The sequence below is a fragment of the Hoeflea sp. YIM 152468 genome (genome assembly GCF_029210485.1).
In the GTDB taxonomy this organism is placed as follows: Bacteria; Pseudomonadota; Alphaproteobacteria; order Rhizobiales; family Rhizobiaceae; genus Hoeflea.
Map to the genome: position 1 here is coordinate 1 of NZ_JARGET010000031.1, position 23,264 is coordinate 23,264.

At 60.2% G+C, this 23,264-nt stretch carries 20 protein-coding genes, 2 tRNA genes and 1 pseudogene; 11 read left to right on the forward strand and 12 right to left on the reverse strand.

Annotated features, from left to right (window positions below; translation table 11 throughout):
• Positions 1–237 precede the first annotated feature (237 nt).
• The 3 genes from PZ897_RS16865 to PZ897_RS16875 are packed head-to-tail and all read right to left on the reverse strand — an operon-like array spanning position 238 to position 2,744.
• Entirely contained in the window at positions 238–963 is a 726-nt protein-coding gene (locus PZ897_RS16865) for an alanyl-tRNA editing protein (protein ID WP_275753699.1), read from the reverse strand.
• Positions 960–1,676: a hypothetical protein gene (locus tag PZ897_RS16870; protein ID WP_275753700.1), complete on the reverse strand. Its 717-nt coding sequence runs from the start codon at positions 1,674–1,676 to the stop codon at positions 960–962. The genes PZ897_RS16865 and PZ897_RS16870 overlap by 4 nt, the downstream gene beginning before the upstream one ends.
• A gap of 36 nt (positions 1,677–1,712) precedes the next feature.
• Positions 1,713–2,744 carry a cysteine synthase A gene (locus PZ897_RS16875; protein ID WP_275753701.1) on the reverse strand — a complete coding sequence of 344 codons (1,032 nt, stop codon included), beginning with the start codon at positions 2,742–2,744 and terminating at the stop codon, positions 1,713–1,715.
• Between the two features lie 270 nt (positions 2,745–3,014).
• On the opposite strand from PZ897_RS16875, the gene PZ897_RS16880 reads away from it, so the two are divergent.
• Together PZ897_RS16880 and PZ897_RS16885 are read left to right on the forward strand one after the other, a co-directional pair.
• Positions 3,015–3,671 carry a ChrR family anti-sigma-E factor gene (locus PZ897_RS16880; RefSeq protein WP_275753788.1) on the forward strand — a complete coding sequence of 219 codons (657 nt, stop codon included), beginning with the start codon at positions 3,015–3,017 and terminating at the stop codon, positions 3,669–3,671.
• A 101-nt stretch (positions 3,672–3,772) separates the two neighbouring features.
• Entirely contained in the window at positions 3,773–4,591 is an 819-nt protein-coding gene (locus PZ897_RS16885) for an SDR family NAD(P)-dependent oxidoreductase (RefSeq protein WP_275753702.1), read from the forward strand.
• Here the strand turns inward: PZ897_RS16885 and PZ897_RS20305 are convergent.
• The 7 genes and pseudogenes from PZ897_RS20305 to PZ897_RS16915 form a co-directional block, all read right to left on the reverse strand.
• Positions 4,579–5,175, reverse strand: coding sequence for an MFS transporter (locus PZ897_RS20305; RefSeq protein WP_343217467.1), 597 nt, complete (start codon positions 5,173–5,175; stop codon positions 4,579–4,581). The two genes, PZ897_RS16885 and PZ897_RS20305, sit on opposite strands and share 13 nt — an antisense overlap.
• Before the next feature lie 83 nt (positions 5,176–5,258).
• Positions 5,259–6,044, reverse strand: a pseudogene (locus PZ897_RS20310) (MFS transporter); the annotation flags it as partial.
• A 42-nt stretch (positions 6,045–6,086) separates the two neighbouring features.
• Positions 6,087–7,337, reverse strand: coding sequence for a cyclopropane-fatty-acyl-phospholipid synthase family protein (locus PZ897_RS16895; RefSeq protein ID WP_275753703.1), 1,251 nt, complete (start codon positions 7,335–7,337; stop codon positions 6,087–6,089).
• A 37-nt stretch (positions 7,338–7,374) separates the two neighbouring features.
• Positions 7,375–8,229: a DUF1365 domain-containing protein gene (locus tag PZ897_RS16900; protein WP_343217468.1), complete on the reverse strand. Its 855-nt coding sequence runs from the start codon at positions 8,227–8,229 to the stop codon at positions 7,375–7,377.
• Entirely contained in the window at positions 8,229–9,569 is a 1,341-nt protein-coding gene (locus PZ897_RS16905) for an FAD-dependent oxidoreductase (RefSeq protein WP_275753704.1), read from the reverse strand. Before PZ897_RS16905 ends, PZ897_RS16900 begins: the two co-directional genes overlap by 1 nt.
• On the reverse strand, positions 9,566–11,032 hold the full coding sequence (locus tag PZ897_RS16910) for a deoxyribodipyrimidine photo-lyase (protein WP_275753705.1): 1,467 nt from the start codon (positions 11,030–11,032) through the stop codon (positions 9,566–9,568). Before PZ897_RS16910 ends, PZ897_RS16905 begins: the two co-directional genes overlap by 4 nt.
• 182 nt (positions 11,033–11,214) lie before the next feature.
• A tRNA-Asn gene (locus PZ897_RS16915) sits at positions 11,215–11,289 on the reverse strand.
• Positions 11,290–11,457: 168 nt separating this feature from the next.
• On the opposite strand from PZ897_RS16915, the gene PZ897_RS16920 reads away from it, so the two are divergent.
• Positions 11,458–11,793: a hypothetical protein gene (locus tag PZ897_RS16920; RefSeq protein ID WP_275753706.1), complete on the forward strand. Its 336-nt coding sequence runs from the start codon at positions 11,458–11,460 to the stop codon at positions 11,791–11,793.
• 23 nt (positions 11,794–11,816) lie between these two features.
• Here PZ897_RS16920 and PZ897_RS16925 read toward each other — a convergent pair.
• Positions 11,817–11,890, reverse strand: a tRNA-Cys gene (locus PZ897_RS16925).
• A 202-nt stretch (positions 11,891–12,092) separates the two neighbouring features.
• Here PZ897_RS16925 and PZ897_RS16930 point away from each other — a divergent pair.
• The 8 genes from PZ897_RS16930 (at position 12,093) to PZ897_RS16965 (ending at position 22,906) form a co-directional block, all read left to right on the forward strand.
• Positions 12,093–12,767, forward strand: a complete 675-nt coding sequence (locus PZ897_RS16930; protein ID WP_275753707.1) for a protein-L-isoaspartate O-methyltransferase — start codon at positions 12,093–12,095, stop codon at positions 12,765–12,767.
• 204 nt (positions 12,768–12,971) lie between these two features.
• The gene (locus PZ897_RS16935) at positions 12,972–14,306 is read left to right on the forward strand and encodes a TolC family outer membrane protein (RefSeq protein WP_275753708.1); all 1,335 of its coding nucleotides are present in this window, start codon (positions 12,972–12,974) and stop codon (positions 14,304–14,306) included.
• A gap of 208 nt (positions 14,307–14,514) precedes the next feature.
• Positions 14,515–15,318: a PopZ family protein gene (locus tag PZ897_RS16940; RefSeq protein ID WP_275753709.1), complete on the forward strand. Its 804-nt coding sequence runs from the start codon at positions 14,515–14,517 to the stop codon at positions 15,316–15,318.
• A 380-nt stretch (positions 15,319–15,698) separates the two neighbouring features.
• Complete coding sequence (locus PZ897_RS16945; RefSeq protein ID WP_275753710.1) at positions 15,699–18,515, forward strand: valine--tRNA ligase; 2,817 nt, start codon at positions 15,699–15,701, stop codon at positions 18,513–18,515.
• Positions 18,516–18,534: 19 nt separating this feature from the next.
• Entirely contained in the window at positions 18,535–18,828 is a 294-nt protein-coding gene (locus PZ897_RS16950; RefSeq protein WP_275753711.1) for a hypothetical protein, read from the forward strand.
• 48 nt (positions 18,829–18,876) lie between these two features.
• Complete coding sequence (locus PZ897_RS16955) at positions 18,877–20,106, forward strand: outer membrane protein transport protein (RefSeq protein ID WP_275753712.1); 1,230 nt, start codon at positions 18,877–18,879, stop codon at positions 20,104–20,106.
• Between the two features lie 291 nt (positions 20,107–20,397).
• Positions 20,398–22,122, forward strand: a complete 1,725-nt coding sequence (gene ilvD, locus PZ897_RS16960) for a dihydroxy-acid dehydratase (protein ID WP_275753713.1) — start codon at positions 20,398–20,400, stop codon at positions 22,120–22,122.
• Complete coding sequence (locus tag PZ897_RS16965) at positions 22,109–22,906, forward strand: tetratricopeptide repeat protein (protein ID WP_275753714.1); 798 nt, start codon at positions 22,109–22,111, stop codon at positions 22,904–22,906. Before ilvD ends, PZ897_RS16965 begins: the two co-directional genes overlap by 14 nt.
• A 31-nt stretch (positions 22,907–22,937) precedes the next feature.
• On the opposite strand, the gene PZ897_RS16970 is transcribed toward PZ897_RS16965, so the two are convergent.
• On the reverse strand, positions 22,938–23,186 hold the full coding sequence (locus PZ897_RS16970; RefSeq protein WP_275753715.1) for a hypothetical protein: 249 nt from the start codon (positions 23,184–23,186) through the stop codon (positions 22,938–22,940).
• Positions 23,187–23,264 lie beyond the last annotated feature (78 nt).

Genomic DNA, 23,264 nt, shown 5'->3' on the forward strand with positions numbered 1-23,264 from the left:
TCTGGAGGAAGTTTAGGGTCTCAGGTCACCGCCGGCAGGCGCAACCGGCCTTCTGGTGGATACCAGCACAGTTACGCGGCGGCCGTTAACACAGCCTCAATCCGATCATTAAAATTGTCTGCTTCGGGCCCGATGAGGCGTCTGCCTAACTGCCTTGAAAAGAGCCCAGGATAGGGTCCTGTCACTGCGGCGAGGTGTTGGCGCGTCGTGCGCGGACATCGGCTCGACGTGGCTTGATCAGGCCGGAAGCGGACCGAAACGGATCCGGAAGCGGCGGTTTTCCTTGCCCTTCTTCTCGATCTTGCCGATGTGGATCTCGCCGACCTCGGCGGTTTCGCCGACATGGGTGCCGCCACAGGGCTGGCTGTCGATCGCGGAGTCTTCGCCGATACAGACCAGCCGGATCTGGCCCTGACCGCGCGGCGGGCGGACATTTTTCGATTTGATCAGGCCCGGATTGATCATCAGTTCCTCTTCCGAAATCCACTGATTGAAGATCGGGTGATTGGCCTTTACCAACTGCATCAGCCCGGCCGTGACCTCGGCCTTGTCGATGGTGTCGCTCATGTCGAAATCGACGCGGCTGTCGGTCTCGCTGACGGAAGCGCCGGTGATCGGATAGGGACAGACGACCGACAGAAGATGACAGGCGGTGTGCATCCGCATCAGTTTGTAACGGCGGTCCCAGTCGATGTGCAGCACCAGTTTTTCGCCGATTTCGGGTGCGGCCTGATCCGGCGCGGGAATGTGAATGATCTCCGCCTTGCTGTCGCCGGTGACGGTGCCTGCAATCGCGATTCTGGCGCCATCGCCGCGCTCGAAAAAGCCGGTGTCACCGGGCTGGCCGCCGGACGTGGCATAAAAACAGGTCTGATCGAGCAGAATGCCTCCGTCTTCGCGCAGACCCGCGACATGCGCTTCGACGGTGGAGAGATAGGCGTCTTTTAGAAACAGAGATGTCATTGATACTCTTTTGAAAGTTTAATGAATTCGTTGGCTTCGTCTGCGTTATCAGCATAGCAAATCACGCCGTTTCTCGCAGCCAGCGAACTCTCAGCCACTGGGAGCAACTGAATCGTGCCGTCATTTTTTACAGCTTGAGAGACGCATCCGCTGGCTATCATCGCTTCGGCGGTTGTGAAACCCATTCTTGTGCTGGCCATTAATTTATCAAAGTCAACCTGCCCAGATTCCAAATCCGCGGCCCATTCCCAATTTGGAGATGCCGCAAATGTGTAAAAAAACACATCATTATCTGCTTCGGGAAACGCAATCTTGAACTTATCTGCCCAGGAGTTGAGGCTGGGGCTGCTTTCAACAATTTCATTGAGATCCCGAAAATTTGCTCGCAAAGCAACCGTCATTTCCTTTCCTGTTGAATCTCGAATGACTGGCTCCAGAATGGATGCCTTTTTGATGTCCCCTCGTGTCACATTGAACTGTTGATCAATATTGCTCTTTATGGAATCGAGACGATCCTTCAAGTTTATCTCTGACAATTCAATTCTGTTCAGTAAATTTGCTTCCAGGCTGCTTATTCGTTGATTGGTAACTTGAATTGAAGACTCCAGTCCGCGCAACGACAAATCCACGACAAACCAGACCCCACCGATCGCTAGCAGCGCGGAGATCAATGAACCTGTTAAAAACTTTCCGAAGTGCATACCGATATCCACCGCTGAAGCTCCACAACAAGAGGTAGCAAAGATAGTCTATTCAAATGGTATGGCAATATTTGGATCGCTTGTAAGCCATTCAGGCACCGGCAAATCCTTTGAGGCGAGGAAGTCGGCGTTGAACAATTTCGACTGGTAGCGATTTCCATAGTCACACAGCACGGTGACGATGGTGTGGCCCGGGCCCATCTCGCGGGCCATGCGGATGGCGCCGGCGACATTGATACCGGATGAGCCGCCCAGGCAGAAGCCTTCCTGTTCGAGCAGGTCGAACACCAGCGGAATGGCTTCCGAATCGGGGATGTTGAACGACATGTCGGGGCGAAACCCCTCCAGATTGGCGGTGATCCGGCCCTGGCCGATGCCTTCGGTGATCGAGCCGCCCGAGGATTGCAACTCGCCGGTGGTGTAATAACTGTGCAGCGCCGCGCCATCGGGATCGGCAAGGCCGATCTTGACCGTGTTGGAGTAGCCGCGAAGTCCTTCGGCCACGCCGGCCAGGGTTCCGCCGGAGCCCACGGCGCAGATGAAACCGTCGACCTTGCCATCCGTGTCGCGCCAGATTTCCGGCGCGGTGGTTTTCAGATGCGCCTGACGGTTGGCGACATTGTCAAACTGGTTGGCCCAGACCGCGCCATTGGGATCGGATTTCGCGATCTGCTCCGCCAACCGCCCAGACAGCCGGACATAATTGTTCGGATTGCGGTAGGGTACGGCGGGCACCTCGACCAGTTCGGCACCAAGCAGGCGCAACGCATCCTTCTTTTCCTGGGACTGGGTTTCGGGAATGACGATGACGGTCTTGTAGCCCAGCGCCTTGGCGACCATCGCCAGTCCGATGCCGGTGTTGCCCGCGGTTCCCTCGACAATCGTGCCACCGGGACGCAGCAGACCTCTGGCCTCGGCGTCGCGGATGATTTCCAGCGCTGCGCGGTCCTTGACCGACTGGCCGGGATTGAGAAACTCCGCCTTGCCCAGAATGGTGCAGCCGGTGGCTTCCGAAGCCGCCTTGAGGCGAATGAGCGGCGTGTTGCCGATTGCGTCGAGAATGGAGTTGAGGGCTGGCATGGCATTTCCTGATTCTTGCTGTGGTCGCACAGGCCACTGGAGAGTAGGCAGCCAGTTCTGGCTTCTCAAGGGGTATGTTGCAAGAAAACAACTCCCCGCCAGGACCTGTTGTCAGGGAAAATTTGCCTTGAACCGGCAAAAATGGGAAATCGGAGGTTCGGGTGATCCGGATTGCGCTGGCGGTCGTAAAAAGCGACAACCGAACCTATTGATCTCGGTATCGTGCCAGCGGCACAATGCAGAGCCTGGATGATGGAAAGCTGGATACGCATGGTGCGTGAACATATCGATACGATCGACTCGCTGCTTGCGCGCTATGTTGCGGGAACTCTGCCTACCCCGGCGCGGGTGCTGGTCGAAGCGCATTTGGAACTCAAGCCCAAAAACCTGATCAGGGTTCGCAATCTGGAAGCAATGGCCGGGTTGGAGCTGATGGATATCGATCCGGCGCCGCTCACCGACCGGGACGCAATGCTGGCTGCGGTGTTTGACTCCAGCGCGCCCGAGAGCGTGGCCAAGAGCGTGGCCGCCGCGCCGGATGATCACGGCAGGGTGTTTCCCAAGGCGCTTTACGATTTTGTCGGCTTTGACGCGGCCGACGTGCCGTGGCGCACACGGATGCCGGGTTTCAAGGAATATGAGCTTGGCGATATCGAGGGCTGTCACGTCAATCTTTTCTGGATCAAGCCGGGCCGCACGGTTCCGGCACACACGCATGAGGGCAGTGAGCTGTCGCTGGTGCTTGACGGCGCGTTCAGCGATTCGCGCGGTCACTACGGCCGGGGCGACATTTCTGTGGCCGATGATTCGGTCGATCACCGGCCTGTGGCCGACAAGGGGCAGCCCTGCATCGGTTTTGCGGTGATGGATGCGCCGCTGAAGCTGACCGGCTCCTTGCGCCAACTGATTGGCGATATCATCGGCTGAGTGCTGAGTGCTGACTGCTGACTGCCTGCGCGGCCTACTGAACCGGAAGGCCGTCCGGACCGTAAGAGGTTCCGGACGGCTTTTTTTGATGGGAAACGCACATGATGAGCTACACTGCCACGCCTTCAGACGGATCGGCCTGGGTGACCGGAGCTTCGAGCGGAATCGGCAGGGCGCTGGCGCTGGACCTGGCGCGCGCGGGTTTTGCGGTTTATGCCACGGCCCGCAGCAAGGATGCGCTGGCCGACCTTGAAGGTCTTTCGGATGGTCTTGAAGGCCGGATCATTGCTGCTCCTGGCGATGTCACCGAGACAGAATCGATGGCGGAGATTGCCGCGCACATCGATGCCGAGGGGGGTGGGCTGGCGCTTGCGGTGTTCAACGCCGGAGTCTATCTGCCGGTGCATGGCGAGACGCTGAAGGTCGCCGATTTTGATGCGAGATTTGCAGTCAATCTGTCGGGTGTGGTCAACGGGCTTGTTCCGACAATCGACAGGATGAAGGCGCGCGGCCGCGGGCAGATTGCCATTGTATCCTCGGTCACCGGCTATGGCGGCATGCCGACAAGTGCGGCCTATGGCGCGACCAAGGCAGCCCTGATCAACATGGCCGAAAGCCTGAAATTCGATCTCGACAAGATCGGGATCCGCATCCAGGTGATCAATCCGGGCTTCGTCGACACGCCGGCCACCCAAGACAATGCTTTTGCAATGCCGGCCTTGCTGCAACCCGAAGACGCGTCCAGACGCATTGCCAAGGGGCTGAAGTCCGCATCTTTCGAAGTCACCTTTCCGCGCCGTTTCACCTATGTGCTCAAGCTGTTGCAGTGTCTGCCTTACCCGGCCTATTTCGCGCTGATGAATGCGGCGACGGGGTGGAAGCGCCGACCTCTGGAGACCGGTGGTGATCAGCCGGAATGAGCGGCTTCGATGCGGGCTCTGAGCGATCTCTGGGCGGTTTCGTCGAGCGGGAAATTCCACATGATCGCGATGCTCGCAAGTTTGGCCGCGATCGGAACCCAGGCATAGGCCACCGCCAGGGCGGTCAGTCCGGCGCCTGAGGCTGGGCTTGTGACCGGATCGAAGCCAAAAGCTGCCAGAGAAGGGAAAACCAGGCCGACGCCGCTGGCAAGTGAGAGCTTGGTGGCCAGACTCCAGGCGGCGAAGTAGGTTCCCGAGCGTTGCTCCCCCGAGGCTTCTGTATCGACATCGATGACATCGGCCTGAATCGCTGGCGGCAGCGCCAGATCGAAGCCAAGCAGCAGGCCGGTGGCGGCGCAAATCAGGCCGAAGCCGATCAGGCTGCCTTGCGGCAGAAGTGGCGCCGGGGCGAAGGCCGCGCAGGCCGCAAACATGCCATAGCACCAGGCCCGGTGCTTGCCGACACGCCGTGCAGCCCAGGTTGCCAGCGGCACGCCGGTGATGGCGCAGAGAAAATAGAGAAACAGCAAGGGCCCGCGGGCGTCGGGCAGGCCGAGCCGGGCGGAGACAAAATACAGAAACAACGTTGCCGGGATGCCGTTGGCCAGACCATTGAGAAAAATGCCGCGATCAACCGGACAAAGGGCCGGTTGCGGACCAGATGCGCAAGGCCTGATTTGAGATCGAGCCGATTGCGGGAATGTTCGACCGGTTCCGGGGTGAAGAGGATTGTCACGGCACCAAACAGGGGCAGCGCAACCAGCACCACCACGCCCAGCACCGCCAGACCATGAATGTTGCCGCCTGGACGCTCGAAGCCGATGGCGAAGGGCAGGGCGATGGCAATCAGCGTTCCGATCAGTGTCAGCGCTTCGCGCCAGCCGGTGATGCGGGACCGGCCGTGGTAATCGCCCGCCAGTTCCGCGCCCCAGGCCGAGAACGGGATCAGGGCGCAGGTGTAGCCGAGCGACAGCAGCAGCCCCCAGATGGTCAGCCACGATGTTGTCGCATCCGGTGGCGGCCAGAACAGCATGAAGGCGGAGAGGGCCGTCAGCGGCAGGCTGATGGCAAACAATGTGCGTCTGCGCCCGAACGCCGGCCGGAACCGGTCTGCCGCCCAGCCGATCAACGGATCGTTGAGGGCGTCGAACAACCGCACCAGCAGCAGAGCCAGCCCCACCGAGGCGAGCGAAAGCCCCAGCGTCTCGGTGTAAAAGGTCGGAACCAGAACGTAAAGTGGCAGGGTCAGCGCGGCGAGCGGGATGGCGGGAAGCGCATAGGCCAGGATGCGGGGCAGCGCCAGAGGCACCTCCGGATCAGTCCGGCGGGCAGCAGTGTCGGAAGTGGCGGCCAAAGCGATGTCCAATGGATTGGGCCGGTCGTTGTGACGGACCGGTGCCGGATCAGGTGTGGCCGTGTTTACGTGCCAGACAGCGATCCGGTTCACCGCCACCCTAATCTTGCTGTAGCCGCGGTGATCCGATGGCCGGTTCGGTCAGCTGTAAACCACCTGCCGGACATTGATATGGCCGGAGCGGAAGCCGGCTTCGCAGTAATACATGTAGAATTCCCACAGCCGCTTGAAGCGCAGATCAAACCCCATCGGCTGGACCTCGTGCCAGACATTCCGGAACCGCTGCCGCCACTCGGCCAGGGTGCGGCCATAATCAGGGCCGAAAGCACGGTGGCCGACAAGCTCAAGACCCGCGGCTTCCCCCAGTGATTTCAAGTGGTTCTCGGTGGGCAGCATGCCGCCTGGAAACACATAACGCTGAATGAAATCCGGATTGGCCCGATAGGCCTCATAGGCTTCGGGCTTGATGGTGATGATCTGCAAGCCGGCGCGGCCACCGGGCTTGAGACACTGCCGCACCTTGGAGAAATAGGCCGGCCAGTATTTCTCCCCGACCGCCTCGAACATCTCGATCGAGACAACGCCGTCATACCGGCCGGTTTCATCGCGGTAATCCTGAAAACGCAAATCGACCTTGTCGGAGAGCCCGGCTGCTTCGATGCGGCGCCGGGCAAATGCCAGTTGCTCGTTGGAGATGGTCAGCCCGGTGACGCGGCAGCCGATTTCGCCTGCGGCAAATTCGGCAAAACCACCCCAGCCGCAACCGATTTCGAGCACATGGTCACCCCGCTTCAGACCCGCGGCCTGCGCCAGCGCCCGGTACTTGGCAGTTTGCGCCCCTGCGAGATCATTGGCGCCGTCGCTGTAAAGTGCTGACGAGTAGGTCATCGTCTCGTCGAGCCACTTCGAATAGAACGCGTTGCCGAGGTCGTAATGGGCGGAGATGTTCTTTTTCGCCTGGGTGCGCGAGTTTGACCGCAACCAGTGGCGGATCTGCTCGATGAGACGTGCAACACCGCGGGCGCCGCCGGCCAGCGTGTTGCCGACTTCGACATTGACCAGAAACAATTCAAGAAAAGCGGTGACGTCGGGGCTTTCCCAGTCGCCGTCCATGTAGGATTCGGCGACACCGATGGTCCCGGCGGTCAGCGCCTGATGGGTAAGATTCCAGTTGTGCAGGATCAGCACAGCATCCGGGCCTTCGGACCGGCCTTCGATCAGCACCGTGCGTCCGTCCGGCATACGGATCGACAAGCGTCCGTGTGCCATATGCAACAGCCCGCGCAGCGCCATCTTGGCCTTGGCCGGCAGTCCGCGCAGATAGCCCGACAAATTGTCAGTCGACAGCTTTTCCGGCCGTTGATGTCCCGTCCAGGTGGCTTCGGTCTTCACGAGAGCAGCCTCCCTTGTCTCGCCAATGGTCGAAGCGTCACGGCTTTTCCACCTGACGGGCGAGCTTTCCCTGATCGCGAAAGCTCGCACTGGGAGGCGGTGCCGGACGCGGCACATAACGCACTCCCTTGAGCCACAATTTGAGCGCCTCGTAGTGAATGCCACCGACGATTTTCCACGGCAAGAACGGAATCTGCAAGAGGCACGCCGAAATTGATTTGCTTGAGAGGGGTTTGCGAGCGCCGTTATAAGTTGCCGCAAGCAGCGGACCCGACGCATCGGTTTGCAGAATCCGCCATTTGATCTGCTTGCCGGGAACGCTCATGCGAAACCTGTAACGGGTTTCCATTTCGACAAAGGGAGAGACGTAAAACAGCTTGGAACGGCTCTGCCTGATGCCAGCCGGGCTGATGTCGCCGGGCTCGACCTTGCAGACATAGGTGTGGTGCTCACCGAATGTGTTGCGCACGGCATAGACCAGCGCCACGAGGTGTCCGCTCGCCGCATAGGCGTAGAAGACCGACAGCGGATTGAAGACCTGGCCGAAGATCCGCGGATAGCAGGCGAGCGCGATGCGGGCGGCAGGCTGTTCAAGGCCGCCGTCACGCAGCAATGTGTCAATGTGGCGCCGCAACGAGGTTTCAGCCGTACCGCGCAAATGGTCGGCTTCGTAAAACGACATCAGATTCGCGCCGTTGACGGAAAACAGGGGCGAGAGGCGGTCGGCATCGTCGAGTCGGTCGAGATCGATCAGCAGCGAATAGACCTTGTAGCGGAACCTGTGACCGACCGGCTTCATACGCTGGTGCATGACATCGCCGACATAAAGACATGCGGACGCTTGCGCGGGCGTGCTTGCTTCGAGCCAGGGTCTTGCAGCCTGGTCCATCATCAGACCGCCGTTGCTGCCGGATGAGCGGCCATGCTGCGCCAGGGCAGGACCGCGCCGAGTGCTTCGGCGGCCTCGATACCGGACCGCAGCCCGTCTTCGTGAAAGCCGTAGCCGGTCCAGGCACCGGCAAAATAGGTGTTGTTGTCACCCTGGATCTGCTTGAGCCGGGCCTGGACCTGCATGGCATCGGTGCCGAACTGGGGGTGATCGTAACTGTACTCGCCAAACACCAGCTCCGGCCGCGGTTCGCGATCGGGATTCAGCGTCACGAACAAGGGCTTTTCCGAATCAATGCCTTGCAGCCGGTTCATCCAGTAGGACACGGCAACGTTTGCATCGTTCTTCTGGTCGGAAGAGCGCAGATAGTTCCAGGAAGCCCAGACCTTCCTGCGTGTCGGCATCAGATTCGCGTCGCGGTGCAGGACAACCCGGTTGGGGCTGTAGGGGATGGCGGTGAGGATCTGGTGTTCCTGCGGTGTCGGCCGGTCGAGACTGCGCAACGCCTGATCCGTATGGCAGGCGAGGATGACCCGGTCATAAAACCGGGTGCGGCCCAATGTGTCGAGGATGTCGACACCGTGGCTGCTGCGGCGCACAGAGACGACGCCTGCGCCGAGATTGACGCGCTCGCCGAGCGGTGCCAGCAGCTTGTCGAGATAGGTGCGGCTGCCGCCGGTGACCGTGCGCCAGACCGGCCGCTCGATATTGATCAGGCGGTGATTTTCGAAGAAATTGACGAAATGCGTCGCAGGAAACTTCAGCATCTGCTTGGCCGGGGTTGACCAGATCGCGGCGGCCATTGGCACCAGATAATTGTTCATGAACCCCGGCGAAAAGCCGCGCCAGTTGAGGTAATCGCCAATCGAGCGGGCCGCCAGATGCCCGGCAGCCCGGTCCTGCAGGCAGATCCGGTTGAACCGCAGGATTTCGCGCAGCATCATCAGGAACGACGGCCGCAGCAGATTGCGTTTCTGAGCAAACAGGGTCCACAGGCTGTCGCCGCCCCATTCCAGCTTGCCGTGATCCAGCGACAAGGCAAAGCTCATGTCGCTCTCGTGGGTGTTGACGCCCAGATGGGCGAACAAGGCCGTCAGATTGGGGTAATTGAGCTCGTTGTAGACGATGAAGCCGGTGTCGACGGAGATCGGCGTGCCATCGTAGTCGATGTCGACCGTGGCGGTGTGGCCGCCGGGGCGTTTTTCTGCCTCATAAAGGGTGACGTCATGCAGATCCCTGAGCGCCCAGGCAGCCGACGCACCGGAAATGCCGGAACCGACAATGGCAACTTTCAAACGTCGGGGGGTGGTGGAGACGGTATAGGGCTTGAGATGAACGTTCATGCGGCATCCTTGATCTGCCTGTAGGCAGCCAGCGCGCGGTCACGCGCCAGTTTGTGATCGACAATCGGGTGGGGGTAGGTTTCGCCCAGGCGAACGCCAGCAGAGATCAGCACGCTGTCGGGTGCGCGCCACGGCTTGTGGATGAATTTCGTCGGCATTTCGGCCAGTTCGGGCACATAGCTGCGGACATAGTCGCCGTCCGGATCGAATTTCTCGCCCTGCAGCACCGGATTGAAGATCCGGAAAAAGGGCGCGGCATCGGCGCCCGAGCCGGCCACCCATTGCCAGCTTGCGGCATTGGAAGCCGGGTCCGCGTCGACCAGCGTGTCCCAGAACCAGGCCTCGCCCTGGCGCCAATCGATCATCAGATGCTTGGTCAGGAACGAGGCCACGATCATGCGCACGCGGTTGTGCATCCAGCCGGTCTGCCAGAGCTGGCGCATGCCTGCATCGACAAGGGGGTAACCGGTCTGGCCGTTTTGCCAGGCCGTCAACGATCCTTGGTTGTCTAGCCAGGCAAAGTCATCGAATTTCCGATTGTGATTGGCTTGGGGCAGGGCAGGGTTGTTGGCCAGCAGATGCCAGGCAAATTCGCGCCAGCCGAGTTCCTTGCGGAATTTGCCGCGATCGTCCGGCGCGGCATCATTGTCGGTGGTCTTCAACGCTTCGACAATCTGAGCCGGGGTGATTTCACCGGCGGCAAGATGCGGAGACAGGCCGGAGGTGGCGGCAATGCCGGGCATGTCACGACGCTCTGCGTAGCCACGCATGCGGTTTTCCAGGAAATCCGACAACCGCGCCAGGGCGCCGTCTTCGCCGGGCGTCCAGGTTTTGGCCAGTCCCGCTGACCAGTCAGGGCCGGTGGGCAGCAGGCCCCAGCTGTCAAGCGTTTGCGCGGGCAGCTCAGACAGGCCGGCAACGGGTGTCAGCGCGGTGGGCGCGGCAATGATAGCGGACGGCCGGTCTTCGACATCGCTTTCCAGCGCGCGCCAGAACGGGCTGTAGACTTTGTAAGAGCCGCCGGAGCCGGTGCGACAACGCGAGGGCTCATGCAGCAAGTGTCCCGCGAAACTTTCGGCCGTGTAACCATCCGACAGCAGGACAGTTTTCAAAGCCGAATCAGCGGCTTGAAAAGCCGGATCGTAGCGCCTGTTCCAGTAGATCGCAGACGCGCCGGTTTGCCTCAGCAGCTCGGGGATCAGCTCGGCCGGATCGCCGCTGAGCAGAATCAGCGGGGCGCCGAGATGCGCGAGCCTCTCCGACAGGCGCGACAAGGACTGATGCAGCCACCAGCTGCGCGCCGCCCCCAGCGGCCGGGCAGGGCTGGCGGTCTCCCGGATATAAACAGGAATCAGTGCGCAATGCCGGCTCGCCGCATCCAGCGCGGCATTGTTGCCGATCCGCAAGTCATTGCGGAACCAGACAATCGCGCTGCCTTTTGACGTTGGGATGGCGTTGATCATTCGACGCAAAGATTCCGTTTGGGCGAAAGTCGCCGGGCCTTTTGCTGTCTCATACGGCGCTACGGAAAAGTCGGATCAGAATTTTCTTGGGAAAATATGCTGGTTTTCCACCAAGTTGCGGCAGTGGCTGGGCAAAATAAAAAAAGACCGCACCCTGATCGGGGGTGCAGTCTTTTGGAATTTGGCTCCCCGGGCCGGATTCGAACCAGCGACCGATCGATTAACAGTCGATTGCTCTACCACTGAGCTACCGGGGATCACTGCCTTAGCAGCGAGGGGGCTATACCAAATGCCTCTCCGATTTGCCAAGCTGTTTTTAAAGAAATGTGTTGATCTTGCCAAGACAGGTGGAAAAGCCCATCTGTTTGCAGTGAAATCGGGGTTTCCGCGGCCCGGAACTACCGCAGACCGCAAGACCGGATACAATGTCACGCAAACGTTTTTTCGATTTTCACGCTGGCCTTGGCGAAATCCGGCTCGGTTCCAGGCGTTTCCGGATGCCCCAGAGTGCACCGGTGCGAATCGCCCTGGGCTCAGGCCTGGTTGTCGGCGGAATTCTGGGGTTCTTGCCAATTCTCGGATTCTGGATGTTTCCGCTTGGCTTGCTGGTGCTGTCGCAGGATGTGCCTGTCGTGCGCCGGTGGCGGCGGATTTTTGTGGTCAGGATGCGGCGCAGGGCCGGGACGAAGCCGGGCGCCGGCCCGCGCACCGGCGCGAAGCAGAGCCAATGCCCACCAGCGGCTGACACAACAGACGAGTGAGACAAACAAACTGGTGCGGGGAATGGAGGCCTCGCCCGGAATCGAACCGGGGTGCAAGGATTTGCAGTCCTCTGCGTAACCACTCCGCCACGAGGCCTCATGCCGGACACTGACCGGATGGCTGGCAAATAGCCGGAGAATCACCCCTGCGCAAGGGGCATGTTGGGAAGTAAGGCTGCTTTCTCCGTCAGATGTCCGGTTGAAAACCGTGAAATTGACCGGATCGTCGGTGGCTTGGCTTGAAACTCGGGGTTCACCGCTTTAATGAAGCGCAAGACCAGTTGCATCGGAGAGACCGGATGGGCACCGACTATCAAGAAGCGCGCCAGAAAATGGTGGACCACCAGATCCGCACCACGGACGTCACATCACATTCGGTGTTGAAGGCGTTCCTGACGGTGGCGCGGGAGGATTTTGTTCCCACGCCGCTCAAGCCGCTGGCCTATATCGACAGCGACATTCAAATCTCCGCTGGCGGCGAGAACGGCATCGGCCGCTACATCATGGAACCTTCGCCGCTGGCGAAGCTCTTGGAGCTGGCCGAGGTCAACCGCAATCAGGTGGTGCTGGAAATCGGCTGCGGGTCTGGCTATTCCGCCGCGCTGCTGTCGTTGCTGGCCGGATCGGTTGTCGCCGTTGAAAGCGATGCCGCCCTAGCCGAAGCGGCGAGCGAACGGCTCAGGGAGACCGGCTATGATAACGTGGCCGTGGTGACCGGCGATCTGGAAAAGGGTTACCCGGCAGAAGGCCCTTACGATCTGATTTTCTTCAATGGTTCGGTGGACGAAGTGCCTGGCGCATTGTTCGATCAGTTGCACGATGGCGGCAGGCTGGTCGTGGTGATCGGACAAGGACTGGCGGCAAAGGCACATTTGTACGTCAAGGAAGGCGGCGTTGTCTCCGGCCGGCCGGCGTTCAACCTGTCGGTCAAGCCCTTGCCGGGTTTCCGCTTGGCTGCGGAATTCGTGTTTTAGTCCCTGCAATAGCAGCCGAACACGGGGTGCTGCCGATTGTCGCGCTGTTGCGCGTTGGCAACTTGATGGGGATTAGTGGCCGAGCCATTGGCTTGTTTGATTGCGTCTGGCGGCACAAACCATCATATGTTGATGCAACACCATGATAGTGTCCTGCGCTTGCCCGGGGCGCCCCGAAGTTTGCGCTTGCTGGAGTATGTACTCGTGTCGTTTGTCAAGAATTTCCTCGCTTGCGTCGCCTTGGTCCCGGTGTTGGCGCTCACGCCTCAATCGGTTTCGGCGGAGACGTTGTATCAGGCGATGGCGAAGGCGTATGAGAACAACCCCGATCTCAATGCGGCCCGTGCGGGTCTGCGGGCGACCGATGAAGGGGTGGCTCTGGCAAAATCTGGATACCGCCCGTTCATTGGAGCGGAAGCGGTCGCCACCTCCACCAACACCGAAGGCCGCGTGACCAATTCCGCCAGTATCGGCGTGTCGATCACCCAGACCCTGTTTGACGGATTTCAGACCCGCAACAATGTCCGTGCTGCCGAGGCCCAGGTCTTTGCCGGACGCGAAAATTTGCGCGGCACCGAAATCGATATACTGCTCGCCACGGTTCAGGCCTATGCCAATGTCAACCGTGACAACCAGATTGTCGTCTACCGCAAGCAGAACATTGCCTTCCTGCAGGAGCAGTTTTCTGCGGCGCGGGCACGCTTTGATGTGGGCGAAAGCACGCGCACAGATGTGAGCCTGGCTGAAGCCGAGCTGGCGGGGGCCAAGGCCAGCCTGACGGCGGCCGTTGCCCAGGCCAAGTCCAGCGCGGCGGTCTATGCACAGATCGTCGGCTCGGTGCCCAAGTCACTCAAGGCGGTGGCACTGCCGCGCAAGCTGCTTCCGCGCAGTCTTGATATCGCGGTTGCCCAGGGCACGACCGATCATCCGGTGGTTCTGGCCGCCTTGCATGGTGTCGATGCCGCCGGTTTTGCCGTTAAATCCGAGGAGGGAACGTTTCTTCCAGGGGTCAAGGTCGTCGGCTCGGTTGCCGAGGCCGATGGCGGCATCACCACAGGTCAGGTTCAGGCCAAGGTGACCATCCCGCTCTACCAAGGCGGTGCAGCGTCAGCGAGTGTCCGCCAGGCCAAGGAAAAGCTGGGTCAACAGCGGATTCTGGTTGATTCGGCGCGCCGCTCTATCGAGCAGTCGGTGGTGTCGTCCTGGACGCAAATGGAGGCCGCAATCGCGACCATTGAAGCCAACAAGGCTCAGCTGTCAGCCGCCAATCTTGCCTTGAACGGTGTGGTCGAGGAGCGCCGTGTCGGTCAACGTACTACGCTGGATGTGCTCAATGCCCAGCAAACCGTGCTCACAGCCAAGGAAGCGATTTCCCAGTCGGAGCGCAATGCGATCGTTGCAAGTTTCTCGGTGCTTGCATCCACCGGCAAACTGACCATCGACCGGCTCGGCTTGCACGTCGCCAACTATCAGCCGGAAGTGCATTACGAGGCCACCAAGGACCGCTGGTATGGTCTTCGCACGGTTGACGGCCGCTGACCGACCCTGACTGACCCTGACTGACCCTGATTGACCCAAGCGTCGGGCCCGTAAGCGGCGGTCGTGTGCGAGGCATCCGCGTGAATTCCTGTGCATGAACCCGCAAGCGGTGAAAGCTGCGATTCTCAAGTCGGGGTCAATGCCCTAAACTGGGGAAGTGATTCGCCGGTTTGTCCGAACCTGGCGACGGGAGTAACGGAGCGTAATTATGGGACAGGCCGGCGCACAGCGCGAACCTTCAATGGAAGAAATTCTGGCTTCCATTCGCAGGATCATCGAGAACAACGAGCCTGGACAGGATGGCAATCCGGCTGAGTCCGAGAGCCACGCCAGCTACAGCGGCGCGGAGGATGACACTGCGGCCGAAGTCGTGGCGGATCAGGAAGCCGGCGTCAACGGATCAGTTTCCGCTTATCGTGAAACTGCTGCACAGCCGGTTTCTCTGGCTGACGTGGCCGCGCGGGCCCGCGCAACGCCTCAACCGTTTTCGGCCGAAGTGCACTCGCTGGAAGTCAGCCTCGATATTCCGGCTCCGGGCGATGAACCTGCGCTGGTTTCCGACACCGATGTCGGGTCGGAAGCCGATGACGCCGCCGCCGACGAACTGCGCGAAGCGTTGCTGTCGGACGAACCAGTCGTAGCGGCTGTCGACGATATTTCGGCCGCAGCCGAGCCGGTTGCCGACACCGGTGCGGGCTCTCAGGCCCAGTCCGAGAGCGAGAGCGAGAGCGAAGCCGAAGCCGCACCTGCAGAGACGCCGGAGGATGCTGCAACGGTGCCGCAACAGGGCGGCAGTCAGTTGATTTCGTTGCAGACCGGAGAAAAGGTTGCCGCTGCCTTCGGCGAGCTTGATGCGGCCATACTGCAAGGCCAGAGGCGCTCATTTGACGAGATTGCCGAAGAAATGCTGCGTCCGATGCTGACGCAGTGGCTTGATGACAATTTGCCGACCCTGGTGGAACGGCTTGTCCGGGAAGAAATCGAACGGGTGGCTCGCGGCAATCGCCGCTGACTTCTCGACCTCCATTGCTGCTCAACGGGTCTGTCCCACGGCAAGGCCGCTTGTCCGGCCGGTCGGGGCAGGGGGCGGGATCCCAGGTCCGAAGCGGCAGGGCTTGCCTTGGTGTCGCACCGGGTGCCGCGCCGGCATGCGCTCGAGACTGCGCCCTGACCGGCGTGAGGGGTTTGCTGCTTGAATGGAACTGCTGCTATGAGCACGCATAGTTGATCTGAAACGATGATATGGTGTCGACCTGGTCCAGCATGTGACACGCGGTCAATGCGCTGTTCTGCGCCGGCAGGCTGATCGGCTTGCGCCGGGGTCGTGTTGACTCCACCATGTCGTTCCGGTTTATGCCCATCCTGTCCCTTTAGATGCGAATGGTCCCGATAATGCTCGAAAAATCCTATGACGCCGCGGCCGTAGAGCCGAAAATTGCGACCCGCTGGGCTGAGGCGAACGCGTTCGCCGCCGGCGCCGGCGCCGAGCCTGGCGCGGACCCGTATTGCATCGTCATTCCGCCGCCAAACGTGACCGGGTCGCTGCATATGGGGCATGCGCTCAACAACACCTTGCAGGACATTCTTGTGCGGTTTCAGCGCATGCGCGGCCGCGATGTGCTGTGGCAGCCGGGCATGGACCATGCCGGCATCGCAACCCAGATGGTGGTCGAGCGCCAGCTTGCCGAGCGCAAGGAGCCGTCGCGCCATGACATGGGCCGCGACCAGTTCGTCGAGCGGATCTGGAACTGGAAGGACGAATCGGGCGGCATCATCTTCAACCAGCTCAAGCGGCTGGGCGCATCCTGTGACTGGTCGCGTGAACGCTTCACCATGGACGAGGGCCTGTCGCAGGCGGTTCTGGAAGTGTTTGTCAGCCTCTACAAGGACGGCTTGATCTACAAGGACAAGCGGCTGGTCAACTGGGATCCCAAACTGTTGACTGCGATTTCCGACCTCGAGGTCGAGACGGTCGAGATCAAGGGGAGCCTCTGGCATTTCCGCTATCCGCTGGCCGACGGCGTGACCTACGAACACCCGGTGTCCTTCAATGAAGACACCGAGAGCTACAGCTACGAAACCCGCGACTACATCATTGTCGCCACCACCCGGCCCGAGACCATGCTCGGTGACACCGCGATTGCGGTCAATCCGGAAGATGAGCGGTACAAGGACCTGATCGGCAAATCGGTGATTTTGCCGCTGGTCGGGCGGCGTATCAAAATCGTTGGCGATGACTATGCCGACGAGACGGCGGGCTCGGGTGCGGTGAAGATTACACCTGCCCATGATTTCAACGACTTCGAGGTCGGCAAGCGGCATCATCTTCGGGCGATCAATATCCTGACCGCCGATGCCCGGGTGACGTTGAAAGACAATGAGGACTTTCTCGAAGGCCTCAAGGTCGAAGGCAAGCTGATCGAGGTGATGGAAGAACTCGACGGCATGGACCGTTTTGCCGCCCGCGCCGAGATCGTGGCCAAGATGGAGGAGGTTGGTCTTCTCGATCAGGTCGAGGCGCACACCCATATGGTGCCGCATGGCGACCGCGGCGGCGTGCCGATCGAACCGTTTCTCACCGATCAATGGTATGTGAATGCCGCAGAAATGGCCAAACCCGCAATCGCGAGCGTGCGCGAGGGCCGCACCAATTTTGTGCCGAAGAACTGGGAAAAGACCTATTTCGACTGGATGGAGAACATCCAGCCCTGGTGCATTTCCCGGCAATTGTGGTGGGGGCATCAGATCCCGGCCTGGTACGGACCGGACGGCCAGGTCTTCGTCGAAAAGGACGAGGAAACTGCGCTCGATGCAGCGATCCAGCATTACATCGCCCATGAAGGGCCGTGGAAAGCCTGGGTCGAGGAAAAGCTGGAGAATTTCGAGCCGGGCGCGATCCTGACCCGTGACGAGGATGTGCTCGACACCTGGTTTTCGTCAGCCCTGTGGCCGTTCTCGACGCTGGGATGGCCCGACAAGACGCCTGAGCTTTCGCGCTACTATCAGACCGATGTTCTGGTGACCGGTTTCGACATCATTTTCTTCTGGGTTGCGCGGATGATGATGATGGGGCTGCACTTCATGAAGGAAGAGCCGTTTCACACCGTCTATGTCCATGCTCTGGTCCGTGACAAGTCCGGCGCCAAGATGTCCAAATCCAAGGGCAATGTCATCGACCCGCTGGATCTGATTGATGAATATGGCGCCGATGCGCTGCGGTTCACGCTGGCGATCATGGCGGCACAGGGCCGCGACGTGAAACTCGATCCCTCGCGCATTGCCGGATACCGCAATTTCGGCACCAAACTGTGGAACGCGGTGCGGTTTGCCGACATGAACGGCGCTGTGCTCGATCCGGCGTTTGACCCCGCAGCCGCGAAGCTGACGATCAACCGCTGGATCCTGACCGAACTGACGCGGACCTCAAATGAGGTGAAGGCGGCGATCGAGACCTACAAGTTCAACGAGGCCTCAAGTGCTTTGTACCGGTTCATCTGGAACCAGGTGTGCGACTGGTATCTGGAATTGCTCAAGCCGGTGTTCAACGGCGAAGATGAATCAGCCAAAACCGAAGCGCGCGCCTGTGCCGCGCATGTGCTGGCCGAATCGGTCAAGTTGTTGCATCCGTTCATGCCGTTTATGACCGAGGAGCTGTGGGAGCACCTGGCTGGAAGCGGTGCCGGGCTCGCCTGCCATGCGAGCTGGCCCGAGCCTTCTTTTGAAGACGCAGACGCCGCCTCGGAGATCAACTGGCTGGTTGATCTGGTCTCAGGCCTGCGCTCGGTCCGGGCCGAGATGAATGTGCCGCCTTCCGCCAAAGCGGCCCTGGTCATGGTCGGAACCAATGCCAAGACTGCCGAAAGACTGGATCGCCATGATCCGGCGATCAAGCAACTGGCGCGGGTGACTGAAATCGTGCTCGAGACTGCGGCGCCAGCCGGCTCGGCGCAGATCGTGGTCGGCGAGGCGACGGCGTGTCTTCCGCTCGGCGAGCTGATTGATCTGGTCGCCGAAAAGGCGCGGCTGGAAAAGGCCTTGTCGAAGGTTCAAGGCGATATCGACAAAATCGAGAGCAAGCTTGGCAACGAGAAATTCGTTGCCAATGCAAAGCCGGAAATTGTCGCAGCCGAACGGGAAAAGCTTGTGGATCTGCAGGGGCAGAAAGACAAGCTGGCCGAGGCGATTACCCGGATAAGCCAGGCCGGCTGACCCAGACCCGGAAACACGTGTGCTACGCAGGCGGCCCGGCGATCCCGGCCGTCTGCCCGGATTCGGCTGGTCTGATGCGGAAGCAGGCATCAATCTGGACGGTTCCAGCAAAATCGTTCTAAATGTGACCGAATTGCAACAAAAGCGTGCCTGCGCTCTCAATTGCTTGGATTTTGGGCCTATTTCCATCTCGTTGCGGCCCGTCTTGCAGCTTTTTGTGCAAAAAGCCGCGCCGCGCTGCGCTTTTGAGAGTGCTGATGCTGGAACCGGCCTCCTGCCATTGTTTTGCCCTGTTTACAAACCGCTCAATTAGATTACCTAATTGGGGCAATCGTAAGCTTTTTAGTCCTGGAGGGGATTCATGATTCACGGTAATTTGAAATCGCTCGTTGCTGTGATGGCCACCAGCGTGGCACTCGCTTCGGCGGCTCATGCAGGCGGATACAGTCGCGGCTCAGCTAATCTTGATCCGTTGATGGAAGACGGCACACAGGTCTCGTCATCCTTCACCGTCATTGCGCCAAACCGCGGCATGTCTACGGTTCAGCCCGCAGGCGCACCAGCTGCCATTCCTGCCAGCGCTATAACACCGACTCCGGCCCTTGCGGCTGCTGGCGCAACCGGCAACGCAGGAGCGAAGTTTACGGAAGCCTACACTGTGTTTGGAGCAACGGCGGCAATGGATGTGGTGGGGCCGACCCGTTGTGCCGGAACCTTTTCGCAGCCTTATGGCGCAAATGTTGACTACGGCTGGACACGGATAATGTCGGGCGTGAGCACGACGACATCCTCAGAAATGAGCTCAATGGAATTCGGCCTAACCTGTTCGTACAGAGCAGAGGTCGGCAAAGGCAACATGTACGTTATTGGCGGTGTTTTCCACCAAACGATTGATTACACTGAAGCCCGTGGTTTTGGTTTCGGTTCGGTCCTCGGCGGTGGTGATATCGCTATGGATGACGGAAGTGTCGGCTACCGTGTGGGCCTTGGCTACACCATCCCGGAAATCGCCCTAAAGGCATCCTTGATATACCGTTCTGCGGTTGATGTCGGACTGAAGGGTGTTGTTCGCAATCCTGCATTCCCTGGCGGCAGTGTCACGGCGTTTGCCAACGCGACAACGCCGCAAAGCGTCAAACTGGCCGTCCAATCAGGTGTTGCTCCGGGCTGGCTGGTGTTCGGCTCGGTGGAATGGACTGACTGGAGCGTCTTGCAACAGGTCCAGGTCTTCGCCGATCCGGGTCAGCTTGCCGTGGGTGCCGCTCCGATTGCAGGTGTGACCGTGGACGCTTTCTTCCGTGATGGCTGGACGGTATCTGGCGGTGTAGCCCATAAGTTCAATGACAAGTTTTCCGGACTGGCGAGCCTGACATGGGACCGCGGAACATCCACCGGCCGTTCAAGCTACAGTGATACACTGACGGTTTCTACAGGCGGCTCTTACACGGTCAATGAGAATGTCTCGATCCGCGGCGGCTTGGCTTACTCGTTCCTGGACTCGCTCACTGAAGTCAACACCGCCGGCCACACCATCGGATACGACAAAGACTATTCGATCGGTGGCGGTCTGTCGCTGAACATCAAGTTCTGATCTGAACCAAACCGACGTCGAATCGAACCCCGCCCTGGTGGCGGGGTTTTTCGTTGCGGGCACCTCGTTGCAGGCAAATTGTCCGACACCCATTGATTTTTCATCAAATTTAAGTGTCTCTGTGGCGGAGATCACGGAATGTGACGATTCCGCAACACACTTTTGCGAAAGCATCTGCTATCAATCGCCTGGGCGCGATGTGCCCATTTCCCGCCACAAACGGGGCGCAGGTCAGGTCATCAACTTACCCCCTGCGCTCGGTCGAAGAGACAAGACGCGCCTGAGGACCACATGACCGCCACACCAATTGACAAGTCCAGGCTTCCAAGCCGCCATACGACCGTCGGTCCGACGCGAGCGCCGCACCGGTCGTATCTCTACGCCATGGGGCTTTCGGCTGAAGAGATCGCGCAGCCCCTGGTCGGCGTCGCCTCGTGCTGGAACGAAGCCGCGCCGTGCAATATTTCGCTGATGCGCCAGGCGCAGGTTGTCAAAAAGGGTGTTGCTGCGGCAAAGGGCACGCCGCGCGAATTCTGCACGATCACGGTGACGGACGGGATCGCCATGGGCCATCAGGGCATGAAGTCGTCGCTCGCCAGCCGCGACCTGATCGCTGATTCGGTTGAGCTGACGATGCGTGGCCATTGCTATGACGCCATTGTCGGGCTTGCCGGCTGCGACAAATCCCTGCCGGGCATGATGATGTCGATGGTTCGCCTCAACGTGCCTTCAATCTTCATCTATGGCGGATCGATCCTTCCCGGCAGTTTCCGTGGACGCCAGATTACCGTGCAGGATGTGTTCGAGGCGGTCGGCCAGCATTCGGTCGGCGACCTGTCGGATGAGGACTTGCTCGAAATCGAGCAGGCGGCTTGCCCGTCAGCGGGTTCCTGCGGGGCCCAGTTTACGGCCAACACCATGGCAACCGTCGCCGAGGCAATCGGCTTGGCTTTGCCTTATTCCTGCGGCGCGCCCGCGCCTTACGAGATGCGCGACAAGTTCTGCTATGCGGCCGGCGAGAAGGTGATGGAACTGATCGCCAAGCAGATTCGCCCGCGCGACATCGTCACCCGCAAGGCATTGGAGAATGCGGCCGCTGTGGTGTCAGCCACCGGCGGGTCGACCAACGCGGCCCTGCATCTGCCGGCGCTTGCACATGAATGCGGCATAGAGTTTGATCTGTTTGATGTTGCCGAGATTTTCGAACGCACCCCCTACATCGCCAATCTGAAGCCGGGCGGCAAATACGTCGCCAAGGACATGTTCGAGGCTGGCGGAATCCCGCTGCTGATGAAGACCATGCTGGAACACGGCTATCTTCATGGTGATTGCATGACCGTGACCGGCCGCACTTTGGCCGAAAACATGGAGCATGTTTCCTGGAACGATCAGCAGGATGTCGTGCATCCGGCCAACAAGCCGATCACTGCCAGCGGCGGTGTGGTTGGCCTGAAGGGCAATCTGGCTTCCGATGGCGCGATCGTGAAGGTGGCAGGCATGTCGCAGTTGAAGTTCACCGGCCCGGCCCGGTGTTTCGATTCGGAAGAAGAATGTTTCGAAGCTGTTTCAAAGCGCGGCTACAAGGAAGGTGAGGTTCTTGTGATCCGCTATGAGGGACCCAAGGGCGGCCCCGGCATGCGCGAGATGTTGTCGACCACTGCGGCGCTTTACGGCCAGGGCATGGGCGACAAGGTGGCTTTGATCACCGATGGCCGGTTCTCCGGCGCAACCCGCGGTTTCTGCATTGGCCATGTGGGCCCGGAAGCTGCGGAAGGCGGGCCGATCGGCCTGCTGCAGGATGGCGACATCATCGAGATCGATGCGGTCGCAGGAACTTTGAATGTGCAGCTTTCCGATGCGGACCTGGCTGCGCGCAGGGAAAAATGGACAGCGCGGGACACCGATTACACATCGGGCGCGCTGTGGAAATACGCCCAGACGGTGGGGTCGGCGCGCTATGGCGCAGTCACCCATCCGGGCGGAGCGAAAGAAAAGCAGTGCTATGCTGACATTTAGTCATACCCGGACCGGTCTTTGTTGTGCTGTGCTTGCTGCCGCGATCGGCTTTGGCTCTCCGGCGCAGGCGCTTGATCCCAATGCGGGGGTAACCCGCGAGTCCGGTCCTTTCGATCTGTTCCGGTTCGGCTTCTCGGCCTACAAGAAAGGCCGCAAGGACGAAGCCGTCGAGGCTTACAAATATGCCGCTGAAAAAGGCCATCCGGGCGCGCGATGGGCGCTTGCCAACATGTATGCCTATGGCGACGGTGTGGTTGAGAACGACTATGAGGCCTTCAAGTTTTACGACGATATCGCCCGCCAGGGCGTCGAGCCGGGATCGCAGGACACCGGCTATTTCGTCAATGCGCTGGTTTCGCTGGCCAATTACTACCAGATTGGCATTCCCGGAAGCCCGGTGAAAGCCAATCTCGGGGCCGCGCGGCAGCTCTATTTCCAGGCGGCCTCGGCGTTCGGCGTGCCTGAAGCACAATACCGGCTCGGCCGCATGATCCTTGAAGGCCAGGGCGGCGCTAACGACATCCAGCAGGCCAAGAAATGGCTCAACCGGGCTCGGGCTAGCGGTCACCCCGCAGCGTCTGCGATTCTGGGCAATGTGGTGTTTGAGGAAGGCCAGACCGTGCGCGGGCTTGCCTTCATGACCACCGCACTGGAGCGCTCATCGGCATCCGACAAGGCCTGGATCCAGGCCTTGCAAGAACGGGCGTTTTCGCTGGCCGATGAAGCGGACCGCCGCACAGCGGTGGCGCTGGCTCAGGATATGCTGGCCAAGGGCCTCAACTGACAGGCGTCTGTGCTATAGGCAATGTCCAGGCTCAGACTGAGGGCAGCGGCGCGGTCCGCGGAGAAATGTCCGCCACCGGGCAGCCATCGGAGAGCTTCTTCCAGCTGGTGTTGTTGAGATTGCGTTCGCATCGCGCCAGATAGCGGGTGGATGAGCCGATCTGAAGACAGATCACACTGCCTTCCTTGATCCTCTTGCCATTTCCCAGACACTCGCAATCCTGTCCCGCGCTTGCCGGGTAGGCGGACATGCCGACCCCCGCCATAACACCGATGGCCAAGGCAGATTGCCATGATCGTGTGTGTTCCATTGCGCCATGATGCGCCTGAAACTTTGCTGAGGCAAGCATGGCATTGCC

Bases quoted from the DNA above. Each gene is read 5' to 3' on its own strand.
- PZ897_RS16865 (WP_275753699.1), bottom strand. From the start codon at position 963: ATGACATCTCTGTTTCTAAAAGACGCCTATCTCTCCACCGTCGAAGCG.
- PZ897_RS16875 (WP_275753701.1), bottom strand. From the start codon at position 2,744: ATGCCAGCCCTCAACTCCATTCTCGACGCAATCGGCAACACGCCGCTC.
- PZ897_RS16880 (WP_275753788.1), top strand. From the start codon at position 3,015: ATGGTGCGTGAACATATCGATACGATCGACTCGCTGCTTGCGCGCTAT.
- PZ897_RS16885 (WP_275753702.1), top strand. From the start codon at position 3,773: ATGATGAGCTACACTGCCACGCCTTCAGACGGATCGGCCTGGGTGACC.
- PZ897_RS16900 (WP_343217468.1), bottom strand. From the start codon at position 8,229: ATGATGGACCAGGCTGCAAGACCCTGGCTCGAAGCAAGCACGCCCGCG.
- PZ897_RS16905 (WP_275753704.1), bottom strand. From the start codon at position 9,569: ATGAACGTTCATCTCAAGCCCTATACCGTCTCCACCACCCCCCGACGT.
- PZ897_RS16910 (WP_275753705.1), bottom strand. From the start codon at position 11,032: ATGATCAACGCCATCCCAACGTCAAAAGGCAGCGCGATTGTCTGGTTC.
- PZ897_RS16920 (WP_275753706.1), top strand. From the start codon at position 11,458: ATGTCACGCAAACGTTTTTTCGATTTTCACGCTGGCCTTGGCGAAATC.
- PZ897_RS16930 (WP_275753707.1), top strand. From the start codon at position 12,093: ATGGGCACCGACTATCAAGAAGCGCGCCAGAAAATGGTGGACCACCAG.
- PZ897_RS16940 (WP_275753709.1), top strand. From the start codon at position 14,515: ATGGGACAGGCCGGCGCACAGCGCGAACCTTCAATGGAAGAAATTCTG.
- PZ897_RS16945 (WP_275753710.1), top strand. From the start codon at position 15,699: ATGCTCGAAAAATCCTATGACGCCGCGGCCGTAGAGCCGAAAATTGCG.
- PZ897_RS16955 (WP_275753712.1), top strand. From the start codon at position 18,877: ATGATTCACGGTAATTTGAAATCGCTCGTTGCTGTGATGGCCACCAGC.
- ilvD (WP_275753713.1), top strand. From the start codon at position 20,398: ATGACCGCCACACCAATTGACAAGTCCAGGCTTCCAAGCCGCCATACG.
- PZ897_RS16965 (WP_275753714.1), top strand. From the start codon at position 22,109: ATGCTGACATTTAGTCATACCCGGACCGGTCTTTGTTGTGCTGTGCTT.